Genomic DNA, 15,417 nt, shown 5'->3' on the forward strand with positions numbered 1-15,417 from the left:
CGTCTCCTGCGTGCCCTGCTCAACGGTGATGGCCCCCCACAACCGATGTTCCGCGTGAATCGCGTATGCCGCCCCCCGGCCCGACGGCTTGTTCCCCACAAGCAGCCGAAGCCGTACCACCCTCGCCGGTTCCGGATCGTCGCCGGCGGTGCCGAAGCCCGCCGAATCCGGTCGGCGCCGCTCAATCTAGTCCACCGGGCGTACCCCCGGGCAGAGTTGGCGGAATCGCCGGGAGCGGGTGTTCGGGCGTGCATACTGCCCGGGTGACCAGCATCGTGATACCGGCCCACAACGAGGGCCGGGTCATCGGCCGGCTCCTCGACGCGCTCTTGGCCGACACCTCCTCGTCCGGGCCCGACATCGTCGTGGTGTGCAACGGCTGTACGGACGACACCGCCCGGGTGGCGGGCGCGCGCGGCGACCGCGTACGCGTCGTGGAGATCCCGACCCCCTCCAAACACACGGCACTCAGGGTCGGGGACGAGCACGCCCGCGGCTTTCCCCGGCTGTACGTGGACGCCGACGTCGTCGTCGGGTCCGCCGACGTACGGGCCCTCGCGGGCGCGCTCGGCCGGGAACCGGGCCTGCTCGCCGCCGCGCCCGGCCGGGACATCCCGCTGACCGGCTGCGCCTGGCCGGTCCGCGCCTACTACCGGGTGTGGCAGCTGCTGCCGGCCGTCCGCGAGGGCCTGTTCGGCCGGGGCGTCATCGCCGTCACCGAGGAGGGGCACCAGCGGATCGCGGCGCTGCCGCCGCTGATGGCCGACGACCTGGCCGCGTCCCTCGCCTTCGGGCCGGGGGAGCGGCGCGTGGTCGAATCGGCCCGGGTCGTCGTGCGCCCGCCGCGCACCTGGGCCGACCTGATCCGCCGCAAGGTCCGCGCGGCGACCTCCTCCGCCGAGTTCGAGCGCTTCCAGGCCACACAGGAGCCGGCCGGGCAGGCGTGGCCGGGCGCCGGGCCCTCCGCCGGGCGGGCCGATGGGCGGGCCGGCGGGCCGGTCGCGCCCGCCGCGCCGTCCGCGCGCACCGGTACGGCCGACCTGCGCGCCCTGCTGCGCGCCCGGCCGACGCTGGTCCCCGAGGTGGCGGTGTTCGCGGCGGCAGCGCTCGCCGCCCGCCGGGGCGCCCGCAGGGCCATCCGGGACCAGGACTTCTCCACCTGGCTGCGGGACGAGAGCAGCCGACAGGGGTGAACCGGTACGGACGGCCGAATCCCCTCGTACGCACCACAGTTGGCCCGTACAAGGATTAGGGTTCGGGTTCGACTCGCACGTTCGCGTGACTTCAGATCGTCTGCACGGGGGAGCTCCAGAGCATGTACCTCGCGGACCGCTCCGCACCCGCGGGCGCGAAGGCCGCGCCGGGCCGGGGATCCGGCAGGTCACCGGCCGTCGCCTCGACCGTCCTCGCCCTGGGCACGGTCAGTCTGATCACCGACGTCTCCTCCGAGATGGTCACGGCCGTCCTGCCGCTCTACCTGATCGCCGGGCTGGGCCTGAGCCCGCTCGGCTTCGGCGCGCTCGACGGCCTCTACAACGGCGTCAGCGCCCTGGTGCAGCTCACTGGCGGCCATCTCGCCGACCGGGTCCGCAACCACAAGCTGGTCGCCGGCATCGGCTACGGCCTGTCCGCCCTGTGCAAGCCCCTGCTGCTGCTCGTTCACAGCCTGGGCCCGATCAGCGTGATCCTCGCCCTGGAACGCACCGGCAAGGGACTGCGCACCGCCCCGCGCGACGCGCTGATCTCCCTGTCCACACCGGACGAGTTACAGGGGCGGGCCTTCGGCGTGCACCGGGCCATGGACACCACCGGCGCGCTGCTCGGCCCGCTCGCCGCCTTCCTCATCCTCGGCGTGGCCGTCGACGGCTACGACGCCGTCTTCGGGGTCAGCGCCTGCGTCGCCGCACTCGGCGTCGTCGTGCTCATCCTGTTCGTCCCCTCCGGTGCCGGCTTCGGCTCCGGCTCCGGCGACACCCCGCCCCGGGAGGCTGCCACTCCCGCCACCGCCCGCCCGAACCCCGTACGGCTGCGCGACGCGGCGGGCCTGCTGCGCCTGCCCCGGCTGCGCGCCCTGGCGCTCTGCGCGGTGCTGCTCGGCCTCACCACCGTCAGCGACGCCTTCGTCTACCTGCTGCTCCAGCGCCGGACCGGCATGGACGACCAGTGGTTCCCGCTGCTGCCGCTGGGCACCGCCGCCGTGTTCCTGCTGCTGGCGGTCCCGGCCGGCGCCCTCGCCGACCGGATCGGGCGCCGCACCGTCTTCCTGACCGGGCACGCCCTCCTGCTCGCCGCCTACGGGCTGCTGCTCTGGGCCCCCGACTGGCCGGCGCTGCCCTACCTCGTCCTCGCCCTGCACGGCATGTTCTACGCCGCCACCGACGGGGTGCTGCCCGCCGCCGTGGCCGCCACCGTCCCCGAGTCGCTGCGCGCCACCGGACTGGCCCTGGTCGGCACCGGCCAGGCACTGGCCCGCTTCGGCTGCTCGCTGGCCTTCGGCGGGGCGTGGACCCTCTGGGGCACCGGCCCGGCGCTCGCCGCCGCCGCGGCCGGCCTGCTCTGCTGCGCGGCCGTCGCCGGCTTCGTGCTGCGGCCCACGCCGCCCGCACCCTCCGTACCTCCCACGCCGCCCGCACCCTCCGCACCCGACCCGGCCCGACGCCCGTGAGGAACCCGATGACACGCTCACGCCGCCTGCTCGTCCTCGCGGTGGCGTTGCTCCTGCTCGGGGGCGTCGGCGCCACCCTGGTGGTGCGCGCCGCCTCCCGCGCCGACCAGCCGCGTACGGGCGGCCCCGCGACGACCGCGGGCGCTGTCACGCTGACGGCCGGACAGGACACGCTGGCCTTCCTGGGCAGCGGGCAGGGCCCGCAGCGCGGGGCCCTGGCCTCCGTGCCCGCCGACGCGCCCGACGGCACCCGCACGGTCTCCGACCTCACCTGCCAGCGCTTCCACGCCGCCGCCGGGACCGGCGTCTGCCTGCGCTCCAGCCCCGGTGCGCTCGCCCAGGACAACAAGGCGGTCATCGTCGACGCCGAGCTGCGCCAGGTGCGCAGCTTCCCCCTGGCCGGCACGCCCAGCCGGGCCCGCGTCTCACCCAGCGGCCGCTTCGCCGCCTGGACGGTGTTCGTCTCCGGGGAGTCCTACGGCTCCGCGTTCTTCTCCACGCGCACCGCGATCCTGGACACCCGGACCTGGAAGCTCGACGCCAGCCTGGAGGAGTTCGCGATCACCATGGACGGGCGGGAATACCGTGCCCAGGACGTGAACTTCTGGGGCGTCACCTTCACCAAGGACGACGACACCTTCTACGCCACCCTCGCCACCGCCGGCGAGACCCACCTGGTCAAGGGCTCGATCTCGCGGCGCTCCGTCACCACCCTCGCCAAGAACGTCGAGTGTCCGTCCCTGTCCCCGGACGAGACACGCATCGCGTACAAGAAGCGGGTGCGGACCGGTGCCTCGCTGTGGCGCGAACACGTCATGGACCTGGGGACGTTGCGGGACCATCCGCTCGCGGAGAAGCGCAGCGTGGACGACCAGGCCGCCTGGCTCGACGACCGCACGCTGGCCTACGCCCTGCCCTCCGACGGCGCCGCCGACCGCACGGACCTGTGGACCGTGCCCGCGGACGGCTCCGGCAGCCCCCGCCTGCTGACCCCCGGGGCCTCCTCCCCGGCCCGTCTGGGCTGACGGCCGGGGAGAGGTTGCCTCAGACCTGGTCCACGAAGGCGCGGACCCGCTCGACGAGCGCCGCGCTGTCCCTGATCCAGGCGTAGTGCCGGCTGCCCCGGGCGCCCTCGCCGAGCGCCAGCTCCCAGTACGTCACCCGGGCGCTCGTCAGCTTCCCGGCGAGGCCCCGTACCCCGCCGGGCGGGGCCATGGCGTCGCCCTTGACGGCGACGGCCAGGACCGGCAGGTCCAGCTTCGCCAGCGCCGGCTCGAAGTCCACCGCGGAGGACGGCACCTGGTAGCGGCCCGTCCGGACCTGGGTGGCCATGTCCCGCAGGACCTGCGCCGAGTCGTTGCCCAGGACCCCGATGCGGCGACCGGGGAAGTACCCGTACACCGCGGAGAACGCGGCCGCGAGCTGGAACGCGGTCATCGCCGACCAGGCTCACATGCGCAGGGGTCTGACCGTCCTGAGGTCGGAAGACGCGAGGCGCGGACTCGGATCTCCATCGTGGGCGGAGCTTGGACACGGCGACGTCCTGTCAGGAGTATGCCCTGACGGGACGCCCGGTGAGTCAGCGCGTGCTGTGCGAACGTGATCGTCAGCCGATGGTGAGGAAGGTGTTCCAGGCGTCCTCGTCGACACCGGAGGCAGGGCCGATCGATCCTGCCCGCCCCTGGTAGAGCCACTGCTTGCCGCCGGCGTCGACGGCCCAGATGTCGGGGATGCCGTCGCCGGTGGCGTCGGCAGTGCCGAGGATCTTGGGGATGACGTTCCGTCCCCATCCCGTGGTGGCGTAGGTGTAGTCCTGGCCTCCTTCGGAGTCTACGGCGGCGGCGATGGACTGCAGGTCGACACCTCCATTGGGACCGGGCTTGCCCTTACGGAGGAGGAGGCCGCGGTTGGCGTTGGCGTCGTCCCGGAACAGGAGGTCGGGAACCTTGTCGCCGGTGACGTCACGAACACCGATGAGATCGCGCGGTGCCCAGACCTTGTCGGCCAGCCTCTTGTATGAGGTGAAGCTGCCGCCGGTGTAGCCCGAGAAGAACCAGAATCCGCCTGCGGCGTCGATGGCGAACAGGTCGGCGAACTTGTCACCGTCGACGTCTTCGCTGACGACGATCTGCCGGAAGGTGGCCGGGCTGGGTGCACCCGTCGGCAGGAGGATTTCCATGCGGCGGTCGACGTCGAACTGGCCGGCGCTGTTGCCGAGGCCAGGGTAGATGTACAGCTTGCCGTCCGGCATGCGGGCGATGAGGTCGGTCAGTCCGTCGCCGGGGAACCAGTCGGTGGAGTGACCGATCAGGGCGGGCACGCCGTTCTGGGTCTTCCAGTATCCGTTGACGGGCAGACCGTTCTGGACGGCGCCGAGCATGTAGTGGTCGGTATCGCCGATCTGGTCGCCGGCGTAGGTGAGGAGGTTGCCTTCTCCGTCGATGGCGAGGATGTCGGGGTGCCCGTCGCCGGTGACGTCGCCCGGCTTGTCCTGGCCCGGCTGGGGCTTGACGAGGAACTTGTACTGGGTGGGGTTGGAGATGTTCCCGAATGCGCTGACGGTGCGGACGTAGAGGACGTTCGGGCCGGCGGTGTCGACCTGGAGGGAGGCTTCCGCCTCACCCGCCGCATTCGGGGTGGTCTTCTTGTCGAAGAGCGGCCGGTTCAGGCTCCACTGGTACTCGCGGATGTCCTCGGGCTTCGCACCGTTGGCCTTGAAGGCGATCTTCTGCCCCGGAGTGCTGGCCTCATTGACGCTCCACTCGGTGTAGTTGTCACCGTGCGGAGGGAACGCGGCGGAGCTGACGGCGGGGTTCGGCGGGATGGTGTGGCTGACGGTGAGGGTGCACCAGCCGCCGCCTCCGGAGTCGAGCGGGCCGCTGCCGGCCGAGTACTGCTGGTCTTTGTCCCTGGCGCGGGCGAGCCAGTAGTACTTCTGGCCGTCGGTGAAGTCACCCATGGGCACGGTCGCGGTGACGACGCCTTCACTGTTGACCGGTAGCCACTTGTTGTATACCGGTGCGCCGGTTCCGGCGTTCCACACCTCGATCTGGACGTCGGCGAGGTTCTGCTGCTGGGGCAGGTCGTCACGGTCGACGCCCTTGACCTGGAAGGTCACGTCCGTCTTGCCGATACCGGTGCCTGCGCCGCTGGTCAGGCACGCGCCGCCGGGGAAGGTCTGCATGTTCGTCGCGAGCGGGACGTCCGGCGGCGTGTGGTAGGTGACCTCGATGTAGGGGGCGGTCTCGCCGTTGGCGATGAATTTCTTCCAGTAGTAGGAGTCCGACTCGTTCGGGGCCGCGAACCCGAGGGACAGCGCACCCCAGCCACTGTTGGCGGCGTGGGTGACGAGGCCCTTGATGTCGGGTGCGATCCAGTTGTCGGGGCAGGAGCTGTTGTAGCCGTAGCCTGCCATCTCGGTGGCGACCTTCCACGTCCACCAGCCGGTGGTGTTGTTCCACGTGCTGGAGGAGGTGACGTACGGAGTGGAGTAGATGTCCATCTGCTTCTGGCTGCAGGACCACGAGTAGGTCTGCAGGGCCCGGACGACGGCCGAGTCGATCCCGACGCCGTGCAGCTGGCTGCCGAAGTCGAAGTTGAAGATGGAGCGAGAGGTGCCGCCGGTCGTGGATTCGTAGCCGACGCGGGCTTCGTTGGTGCCGCTGGCGTTGTAGTTCTGCCCGTTGTAGAAGCTCGAGTTGCCCGCCGTCTTGTAGAGCAGGCTCCAGGCGTGCTTGCGCCCCTTGAACGAGGGGTCGATGAACACCGGGTACACCGTCTCCGCGGCGTTCAGCAGGGACGCATCAGGGGTGACGGACAGGGTGTTGTCGGTGAGAGCCGCTGTGGCGGGCTTCAGCCGTGCGCCTTCCGCGCCGGCCAGGCCGGGCAGGGCGAGGGTCGGGTGCCGCTTCGCGGTCTCGGTAGGCTTCCAGGCCGGTTCGTTGTCGGTGGTGGTGACCTTGCCGCTGGAGTCCCACAGCATCGGGGTCGGCGAGCCGGCGATCTCCTCGCCCTCACCGTCCCGGGCGCTGACCGCACTGGACTGGGTATCCAGATGGAAGGTGAGGTCGGGCGAGGCGAGACGGTACTTCAGCTGCCCAAGAAGGGGATCGGCCGCCGCCTGCTTGTCCTTGACGACGAGGAGGTGCGAGTAGCCGCCGTCCTGTGCGGTCATCAGCAGGTCGATGCCGGGGCGGACGTTCTCGTAGAGGGCGCGCGGTCCGTCGATGACGGGCTGGGGGAGCGGGCCGGGCCAGCTGACGACCAGGTCGTGACCATCGGTGTTCAGCCTGACCAGGTCCGTCCAGACTTCGGCAGGGATGTCCTGTCGCAGGGAAACCCGGGTCACGGCGCGTGAAGCACGTTCGCCGTTGTTTGCCTGCTGGGAGCCCGCGCTGAAGACGACGCGGCCGTTGACCGCCTTGGCCGCGTACCCGTCCTTCACGCGCTGCAGGGTCGTGTCGATGGGCTTCCACTCACCATCGACCTTGGCGCGCACGGCAGAGCTGAAGATCTGCTTGCGGAACGTGCCGTCAGGCCGGGCGAAGGTCGTGGTGTTCGCACTGCGCTCCGCTGTGGCCTCGACCTCCTTGCCGGTCTCCTGAGCCATACGCCTCGCTTCGTTCGCGGCGATGGGCAGGTCTTTGTCCGGTCGGGAATCTGTCTTCCCGCCGCCGGTGACGTGGACGCCGACGGGTATCGCGACCGCTGCGGCCAACAGGGCGGCGAGGCCGCCCAGGGCTCGACGGCGTCTGAACCACGGACGGGCAGGCGCACCGACGGCTGGTTCGCCGGCCGCTTTCGGCGGTCTTTCGTCCACGGATTCACTGACAGACACAGCTGTACCTCTCCCCCCTCGGGCAGGCTTAAGCGGCCCTCGGTACTCACACTGACTCCGGTCACCAAGCCGGCAGCGAGGGCTCCTTTGTTGGCCGCTCGACTGTCCTCCAGGCAGATGACTCGCCTGCCGAGCATGAACCATCCGTCCGACATCGTCACCACCCCGCCCAGGGCCTGACCTGGGCTTCAGGGCGATTTATATCGATTGCCCCAAGGTATGCGGGCGGCACAGTGATAAACGGCACACCGAATATTGGAACCATGGCTTTTCCAGCCAGCTCAGCTGAGAATCAGCTGGCTAATTGTCAGTTCACTGCCGGTCGTGTGCCATCGCCACGGCGGCAGACCGTGGGGGGTCTACATGTCGCCGTTCTCGGCGAACAATTTCCGCCTGCCCGGAAACAGAAAGGCGCGCGCAGCACGCGCGCGCCTGGCCGGGCGCGCCGGCATCACGCTCTCCGTGGTGCTGGTGGCGACACTCTTGCCATCTCAAGCCTGGGCGGCACCACCGGGCGACCGCAGCGGCGTCACCTTGCCGGGCCTCCAGAAGGACCTCAAGGTCAAACTCAACCAGGTGGCCGCGGCGCAGATGAACGACTGGGAGCCAACACCGGTCGCTCTTCCGCCCAAGTACGAGCCCAACGCGGTGACGCTACCCACCCCGGCCTCCGAACCCGTACCACTCAGCGGCAGTGAGCTCGTTCAGGTCCCCAACATGCCCGTGAAGATCGGCAAGGGCACCGGGGCGTCATCTGACCCGTCGGGCAACTGGACGGTGACGCTGGACTCGCGCGAGGCCAGCGAAGCTGCTGACATCGATGGTGCCCTCATCGTGGTCACGCCGCCGGCCGACGGCACCGCTGTCACGCCGGTCGATGTTCAGCTTGACTACACCAAGTTCAAGGACATTTACGGCACGGGCTGGGCGTCGCGCCTGAAGTTCCGGCAGCTGCCGACATGCTTCCTGGAGAAGCCGGTGCAGGAGGGATGCTCTCCCGCCGACGCCAAGGATGTACCGAGCACCAACGACCCCTCCACGGGAACCGTCAAGGCGACCGTGGATCCTGGAAGCTCCTTCGGCCAGGGACTGCGCACCATGGCCGTCACCGGTGGTGGCGGCCCTGTGGTGCTGGCAGCCTCCGACGGCGGCTCCGGGATGGCCGGCAGCTACAAGGCGAGCTCGCTCTCGCCCTCCGGTTCCTGGACTGCAGGAAACAGCGGCGGCGGCTTCTCCTGGACGTATCCGCTGACCGTTCCGGCGCCCCCCGCAGGGCCCACACCCAAGATCGCCTTCTCCTACTCCTCTCAGGCGGTCGATGGCAAGACCTCTGTGGCCAACAGCCAGGCCTCCTGGATCGGTGACGGCTGGGACTACGAACCGGGCTACGTCGAGCGGCGCTACCGCTCCTGCTCCGACGATGTCGAGGCCAACCCCACCGGGGCGAACAACAACAACGCCACGGACAAGAAGAAGGGCGACCTGTGCTGGGCCGGTGACAACGTCGTGATGTCACTCGGCGGCTCCACCACCGAGCTCGTCCACGACGCCTCGGGCAAATGGATCCCGGCCAATGACGACGGCTCCCGCGTCGAACTCAAGACGGATGCCGGCGAGAGCAACGGAGCCCGAGGTGGCGAGCACTGGGTCGTCACCACCCGCGACGGCACCCGCTACTTCTTCGGACGCCACGACGTCGACGGATCCGCAGGCAGCCGCCCCGGCACCGACTCGGTCCTGACCGTGCCCGTCTACGGCAACCACCCCGGCGAGCCCTGCTACACGCAGACGTTCGCCGATTCCTCCTGCAGCAAGCAGACCGCCTGGCGGTGGAACCTCGACTACGTCGAGGACGTCCACGGCAACGCCATGATCATCGACTGGGCGAGGGAAGACGGCCGCTACGCCAAGAACGAGAAGTTCAAGGCACCGGTCACCTACCACCGAGCGGGCTACCCCACCCAGATCAGCTACGGCCTGCGCAACACCAACCTCTCCGCCGCACCCGCCGCGAAGATCGAGTTCACGGTCGACGAACGGTGCCTCAAGGAGGGCGCCTGCGCCCCCGCCAAGTTCGAGTCGAAGAACTACGGAGACAAGCAGTACTGGTGGGACACCCCCTCCACACTCCACTGCAAGACCGGAAGCGACTGCTACGTCAGCTCCCCGACGTTCTGGACCCGCAAGCGCCTGACCGCCGTCACCACCAAGGCCCAGCGCACCGAAGGCTCCACAGACCTCCTGTTCGTCGACAGGTGGAGCCTGGCCCACTACTTCCCCGAGCAGCGCACGGACACCTCCCCGCCGCTGTGGCTGGAGTCCATCCTGCGCACGGGGTACAGCACCGAGAAGAACACCGCCGGCGCGCAGCTGAGTGAGTCCCTTCCCCTGGTGTCCTTCCGCCCCAACGGCAAGGACATGCCGAACCGCGTCAAGGACGGAGCGAGCGACCCCAGGCCGGACTTCGACCGGCTGCGGATCGAGAACATCGCCACCGAAACCGGCGGCGACATCCACGTCACCTACTCCGAGCCCTGCTCGCCCACGGAACCTCGCCCGCAGCCCGAAGCCAACACCAGCCGCTGCTACCCCGTCCGCTGGTCACCGGACTCGGCACTGGAGAACCCGCCGCTGGCCTGGTTCAACAAATACGTCGTCACCCAGGTCACCGAGAAGGACCGGGTCGCGCTCCAGCCCGACGTCACCACCACGTACGACTACGAAGGCGGCGCAGCCTGGGCCAAGGACACCGACGAGTTCTCCAAGCCCACGATGCGCACCTACAGCCAGTGGCGCGGCTACGCCTCCGTGGTCACCACGCGAGGCGTCACCACACCGGGATACGAAGCGACCCAGCAGTCACAAAGCCGGGCCCGGTACTTCCGCGGCATGTCCGGCGACGCCGGCCGCGCCAAGGTCACAGTCAAGGACTCCAACGGCACAGACATCGCCGAGGACTACCCGCAGTACCAGGGGATCGCTGCGGAGACCACGACATACACGAAGGCGGGCGGCAGCCCCCTCTCGCGCACCGTTACCTACCCCTGGCACGAGAAGAGCGGCGAACGGGCGCGCCCCGGGAACACCACCCTGTACGCGTACCGCTCCGGCACCGCGCGCACGGACCAGATCCAGTGGCTCAGCAACGGATCCACCCGCACCGTCCGTAAGCGCAACACCTTCGACAAGACCTACGACCCCCAGTTCGACACGTCCTACGGGCTGATTCAGGCCGTCCAGTCCGAAGTGGCAACACCCAACGGCACGGGCGGCGAGCAGCTCAGCGACCAGACCTGCGCCAGCACGACCTACGTCCACAACACCACGGCGCATGTGATCGGACTGGCCGCCGGTGTCAGGACCACTGCGGGTGCCTGCTCCCAGAAGGCCACTGGGGCGCTGATTTCGGACACCCGTAACTCCTACGACGCACTCAACGCGTTCGGAGCCGCCCCCAGCAAGGGGCTCCTGTACCAGGCCGACACCAACGACGGGGCCGGTACTGGCTGGATCACCACTGCCCGCACCGAGTACGACACGCTCGGCCGTCCCACCAAGGCCACCGACGCAGCCAACAACCCCGTCACGACGGTGTACAGCCCGCCCACCGGGCCCGCGTACACCGTGACCAGTACCAACGCGCTGGGACACACGAGCACCACCAAGAACGACCCCGGGCGCGGCGTGCCGGTGGAAGAGGCCGACGCCAACGGGCGGAAGGTCACCACCGCCTACGACGCCCTCGGCCGGGCCACGGCCGTCTGGACACCCTCACAGAAGCCGGGCACTGACGACGCAGCCCACACCTTCGCCTACGAGATCAAGGAACACACCCCGCCGACCATCACCACCGCCACCCTGCAGGACGACGGCACCTACAAGCAGTCGATCGAAATCTACGACGGCTTGCTGCGCCCCCGTCAGACCCAGACCGACGCCCTCGGTGGCGGGCGCCTGATCACCGACACCCTCTACAACGCCAACGGCACCGTCCGCCGGACGAACAACAGCTACCTCGCGGACAACAAGCCCGAGAAGAAGATCTTCATCCCGGAGTCCGACACCGCCGTCCCCAACTCCACGAAGGTCTCCTACGACGGCGCAGGCCGGACGCTGCGCACCACCACCTTCCACGCAGGCGACGCGAAGGACTCCAGCACCGTCGAGTACGGCGGTGAATGGACCAGGTCCCGTACCGGCATGTCGCCCGACGGCACAACTCCGCTCAAGGGCAGCCGCGCGGTCAAGACCACCACCGACGCGCTCGGCCGTACCACGCAGGTCGAGCACTACACCACCACCAATGTCAACGGCGCGTCGAACAAGACCAGCTACACCTACGACCAGCGCAACAAACTGACCAAGGTCACCGACACCACCAACATCAACACCTGGTCGTACACCTACGACGCACGTGGCCGCATGACCGCGTCCGACGACCCCGACACGGGCCGGACGACCTTCACCTACAACAACCTCGACCAGCAGACCTCCGTCACGAACTCCGCCGGCCAGGCGCAGTTCACGACCTACGACGTACTCGGCCGCAAGACCGAACTGCGCGACAACTCCATCGCCGGTCCCAAGGTCGCGACCTGGACCTACGACACCCTGCCCAACGCGAAGGGCCAGGCGGTCGCCTCCATCCGCTGGGTGGGCGACACCCCGCTCACGAGCGAGGTCACCGGCTACGACAGCGAGTACCGGCCCACCGGTTCGAAGATCACCATCCCGGAGATCACCGGCACCTCCGACTTCCCCGGAACCAAGGGACTCGCCGGCACCTACACCTACAGCACCACCTACACCCCGACGGGCAAGGTCCAGTCGACGACCCTCCCGGCAACGCCAGGCGGGCTCGCCGCCGAGAAGCTGATCACCCGGTACAACGCCGACGGCATGCCCCAGACCATGTCGGGCCTGGCCTGGTACACCGCAGAAACCATCTACAGCCCCTTCGGCGAGGTCCTGCGCACCGCATCGGGCAGCGCCCCCAACCGGGTGTGGACCACCAACTCGTTCAACCCGAACACCGGCCGCCTCAGCAGTAGCGAGAACCACCGCGAGACCGCGCCGAACCTCCTGTCCGCCACGACCTACACCTACGACGCCGTCGGCAATCCCACCTCCATCACCGACACCCGGCCCGGGGCGGACGCGCAGCTGCCACCGAACCCCGACCGCCAGTGCTTCACCTATGACGCTCTGGGCCAGCTGGTCAAGGCCTGGACCGGCAAAACGGGCACCTGCACGGAGCCCACCGATCTGGATCCGACGCACGCCACCGCAGGCCCCGATGGTGACGGTTACTGGCAGGAGTACCAGTTCGACGCGATCGGCAACCGGACCCAGCTTCTCGACAAGGACCCCTCCAACGGCTCCACTCGCGAGAAGACGACCTACACCTACGGCATAGACATCGGTGGCGGGAACAAGAAGCAGCCCCACGCGCTCGCGCAGGCCGCGAAGACCACCACCAAGCCCGGGCTGACGGTCAACTCGCTCACGACCTACGCCTACGACACCCTCGGAAACACCACGACCCGCCGCATCGACGGCGACACCCAAACCCTGACCTGGGACCCCCGCAGCAAACTCACCTCAGCCAGCAGCCCGGGCATCGGAGCCGTCGCCGTCACCGGACTCGCCGGCAAGTGCCTCGACGTCGACAGCACCGCCACCCCCAACGCGGCAGGCGCCCTCCCCGTCCAGCTGCTGACCTGCAACGAGTCCAAGGCCCAGCAGTGGCGCCTGACCGGCGGCACCGTCCAGGCCCTCGGGAAATGCCTCACCGCTGAAGGCGGCGAAGCCGTCCTGAAGCCCTGCGATCCCGCCGACGACGCCCAGAAGTTCACCCACCGGGCCGACAAGACCCTCTACAGCACCAAGGCGCAGGCCTGCGTCACCGTCCCCAACGACAACCCCGCCGAGGGGAACGACCTCGACATCTACACCTGCGTCGCCGGTGCCGCAGCCCAACAGTGGACCTTCGCCAACACCGGCACCCAGTACCTCTACGACGCATCCGGCAACCGCCTCGTCGAGGAAACCGGCAGCTCCCGCACCCTCTACCTCGGCGAAGCCGAGATCACCGTCAACAAGGCCGGCCAGGCCATGGACGCCGTCCGCTACTACAGCAGCCCCGGCGCCCCGACCACCGTCCGCCGCACCAACGGCAAGACCACCGGCCACAGCCTCTCCGCCCAGCTCACCGACCACCACAACACCGCGACCACCAGCGTCGAACAGGCAACGGGCCAGACGGTCACCCGCCGCAAGTCCGACCCCTACGGAAACCCCCGCGGCACCCAGCCAGGCAACTGGCCCGGCAGCCGCTCCTTCCTCGGAACCGGAAACGACGACAACACCACGGCCCTGACCCACATCGGCGCCCGCGAGTACGAACCGGCCACGGGTCGGTTCATGTCCGTCGACCCGGTCATCGACATCACCGACCCGCTCCAGATGAACGGGTACACCTACTCCAACGGCAACCCGATCTCCAACGCCGACCCGAGCGGCCTCAAGTACTTCGCAGGCCACGACGACCCGGGCTTCCAGTCCTCCCCGCAGAACGTCGTCCAAGCCGCGGAAAGGTACGTCCGCGGATACGGCAGCACCAAGGGCAACGGAGGAGGTCCCAAGAACAAGGGCAAAGACTGCGGCATCTTCTCCAAGTGCAACTTGAAGAAGACGGTCAAGAGCGTCAACAAGTTCTGGAACGAGAACAAGGTGATGATCGTCTCGATCACCACCGAAATTGTAGTCGGCACTGCATGCGTGGCCACAGCAGCCGCCACAGGCGTCGCAACCGGCGGAGCAGGATTCGCCCTCGCAGTCGGCTGCGGCGCCCTCGCCGGAGCCGCAGGCGCCGCCGTGGCGAACATGATGGACGACAAGGCCGACCACAGCACGATGGGCGTCCTCTCCGACATGGCCGAAGGCGCCCTCTGGGGCGCAGCGGGAGGCGCAGCAGGAGCAGCCGCAGCACCCATCCTCAAAGCTGCGGGCGGCGCCTTGAGAGCTGCAGCAAGCAAGATCCGCCCCGGTGGAGGCTCATGTCCGATCGCCAATAGCTTCGCCACTGGAACGTTCGTCCTCATGGCTGATGGCACGAGCAAGCCGATCGAAGAGCTCGAAATCGGCGAACAGGTTCTGGCCACCGACCCCGAGACAGGCGAGACCGTCGCGCGAGACGTGACGGCCACCATTCTCGGCACTGGCTCCAAGGACCTCGTCGAGATCAAGGTCGATACAGACGGAGACCCCGACACCGCACCGGACCTGATCACGGCCACGGACAAGCACCCCTTCTGGGTTATCAGCCTCGCAAAATGGGTGGATGCAGCTGAGCTTCAGCCAGGCCAGTGGCTCCGCACGGGTAATGGCACGCATGTCCAGGTCGCATCGGTAAGGAAGTGGGCGACCCAGAAGACGACCGTCCACAACCTCACCGTCTCCGACCTGCACACGTACTATGTGCTGGCGGGGGCTACGCCGGTGCTGGTTCACAACTGTGGAGGCATCGAAAAAGCGGCGAAATCCGCGGCAGATTCGGCACCCGCAGATGCCACGATGAGCGCAGCGGCCCGATTCCGGGGGACCAAATTGATCGCAACCGGCCACTCTGGTCACTCGTCTCGTCCGGCATTTTATGAACCTGAAATTGATTCTGCTCTCGCGGATGGCGGTCAGATAGCTGGCCGAGGTGCCGACAACTGTGCAGAGATTCGGGCCTGCAATGCTCTGATCGCAATCCACGGGGCCGATTTCGAAGCGGCAGTGAAACGTCCCCTGCAGTTGACGGACATTGAATTTTTGACCGTCCGCAGCTCAACGGGTGCTCCGGAAGCGGCATGCCTGTCCTGTCAGAGTGTCCTCGTACGTCGTGGTGCGACAGACCTATCGAGATGAG

At 68.6% G+C, this 15,417-nt stretch carries 6 protein-coding genes; 4 read left to right on the forward strand and 2 right to left on the reverse strand.

Going from position 1 to position 15,417, the window contains the following annotated elements:
- The first annotated feature begins 263 nt into the window (after nt 1–263).
- The 3 genes from AAT21_RS28180 (at nt 264) to AAT21_RS28190 (ending at nt 3,690) form a co-directional block, all read left to right on the forward strand.
- The gene (locus AAT21_RS28180) at nt 264–1,193 is read left to right on the forward strand and encodes a glycosyltransferase family 2 protein (RefSeq protein ID WP_052758016.1); all 930 of its coding nucleotides are present in this window, start codon (nt 264–266) and stop codon (nt 1,191–1,193) included.
- Between the two features lie 122 nt (nt 1,194–1,315).
- Nucleotides 1,316–2,665: an MFS transporter gene (locus AAT21_RS28185; protein WP_046779772.1), complete on the forward strand. Its 1,350-nt coding sequence runs from the start codon at nt 1,316–1,318 to the stop codon at nt 2,663–2,665.
- A gap of 8 nt (nt 2,666–2,673) precedes the next feature.
- Nucleotides 2,674–3,690: a TolB family protein gene (locus AAT21_RS28190; protein ID WP_046779773.1), complete on the forward strand. Its 1,017-nt coding sequence runs from the start codon at nt 2,674–2,676 to the stop codon at nt 3,688–3,690.
- A gap of 19 nt (nt 3,691–3,709) precedes the next feature.
- Here the strand turns inward: AAT21_RS28190 and AAT21_RS28195 are convergent, their stop codons facing one another.
- Complete coding sequence (locus AAT21_RS28195; protein WP_052758017.1) at nt 3,710–4,102, reverse strand: hypothetical protein; 393 nt, start codon at nt 4,100–4,102, stop codon at nt 3,710–3,712.
- 169 nt (nt 4,103–4,271) lie between these two features.
- Nucleotides 4,272–7,274: a DNRLRE domain-containing protein gene (locus tag AAT21_RS28200; RefSeq protein ID WP_046779774.1), complete on the reverse strand. Its 3,003-nt coding sequence runs from the start codon at nt 7,272–7,274 to the stop codon at nt 4,272–4,274.
- Nucleotides 7,275–7,985: 711 nt separating this feature from the next.
- Here AAT21_RS28200 and AAT21_RS28205 point away from each other — a divergent pair.
- Nucleotides 7,986–15,416, forward strand: coding sequence for a ricin-type beta-trefoil lectin domain protein (locus tag AAT21_RS28205; RefSeq protein ID WP_235439244.1), 7,431 nt, complete (start codon nt 7,986–7,988; stop codon nt 15,414–15,416).
- The last annotated feature ends 1 nt before the right edge of the window (nt 15,417 follow it).

The organism is Streptomyces yangpuensis (assembly GCF_001005295.1).
GTDB classification, from domain to species: Bacteria; Actinomycetota; Actinomycetes; order Streptomycetales; family Streptomycetaceae; genus Streptomyces; species Streptomyces yangpuensis.